The 1,138-nt window shown below is 42.5% G+C and carries 1 pseudogene; it reads left to right on the top strand.

Annotation, left to right across the window (positions count from 1 at the left end):
* Positions 1-1,138 (top strand): annotated as a pseudogene (locus B5P40_RS33945) (T7SS effector LXG polymorphic toxin); the annotation flags it as partial.

Genomic DNA, 1,138 nt, shown 5'->3' with positions numbered 1-1,138 from the left:
CCGAGAAGCCAGTTTGATGAAAAACTGGTTGCAGCCAGTAAAGAACTAGAGGATACGATTCAAAAAGTACAGCAATTTGAAAGCAAAAAAGCAGAAAGCAATGCGGAAAAAATTCTCGATAAACTAAACAACCAAGTTCAAATGGCAAGGGAAATGGGCAGTTTATCTTATACTGATCCGCAACTGCAAGCTTTCTTTGCGCAAGATGCGTTGGCAAAAGACATTCATGAAACGGATGCACAAATAACGAAGGCGGAAAAAGAAGCGCAACTGCAAGCTGAAGGAGAAATGAAGAAAAAGCAAGAGGAGTGGGCGAACCATCATCCAGCGGAGGCGTGGCTTCAAGGCGTTTTTGCTAGTATCGGTAAGAAATGGGATGGATTAGAAAAAGGAACAAGATGGTTAGGAAAGAACATTCCTGCCCTGAAAGAACAATCTGATAAAGTCTTGATGTTAGAAGGTTTGATAGGCGCGGCTGGTTCCACAATTAGTGGGGCTGCGACAGGTGTAATAAAATCAGTTTACCTAGTCCTAGAGCTTGGTGAGTTGGGTATTAACAAGATACGTGGCGTAGAAACAGAACAATGGAAACTGGACGATCTCGATGCGACTTGGGAAGGTACGAAGAAACTGGCCGAATATGGGATTGTAGGCTATATCACAACTAAGGCTCCTCATCTTAGTAAATTCTTAAATAATCCCGAACTAACGGACAAAATTCCCGTACTGGATAACCTCGCTAGAACCTATAGAAAAGACGAAAAAGAAATGTATAACGCAGTGAAAGATTATGTAGAAAAAGCCATGACCGACCCTTATGCTTTTGGTGGCATGATATTTGATATTGGTAGTTTTTGTGTCGGCGTCGGTGAAGTAGCGGCCGTAGTGAATGGAGGGAAAATCGAAGAGGGTGCAAATCTCTTTCAAGCAGCAGGGAAAAGCGATAAAATAGTTGGTAAGTCGGAAGAAGTAGCAGCATTAACGAATAAGTTGCCGGGTATGAAGAATGCCTTGGAGAAAATTAGAAATATGGAGATCCGGGATTTATCCCCTGAAACTTCGGCAGCTGGCGTTGGGAGTGTAGAGGAAAGAAAAACACTTGGCACGTTATTTTCTGTTGCTAAGAGTGAAACTAAGG

Source organism: Bacillus sp. SRB_8, from assembly GCF_003264205.1.
In the GTDB taxonomy this organism is placed as follows: domain Bacteria; phylum Bacillota; class Bacilli; order Bacillales; family Bacillaceae_G; genus Bacillus_A; species Bacillus_A mycoides.
This window is presented reverse-complemented; position numbering and strand designations above follow the sequence as displayed.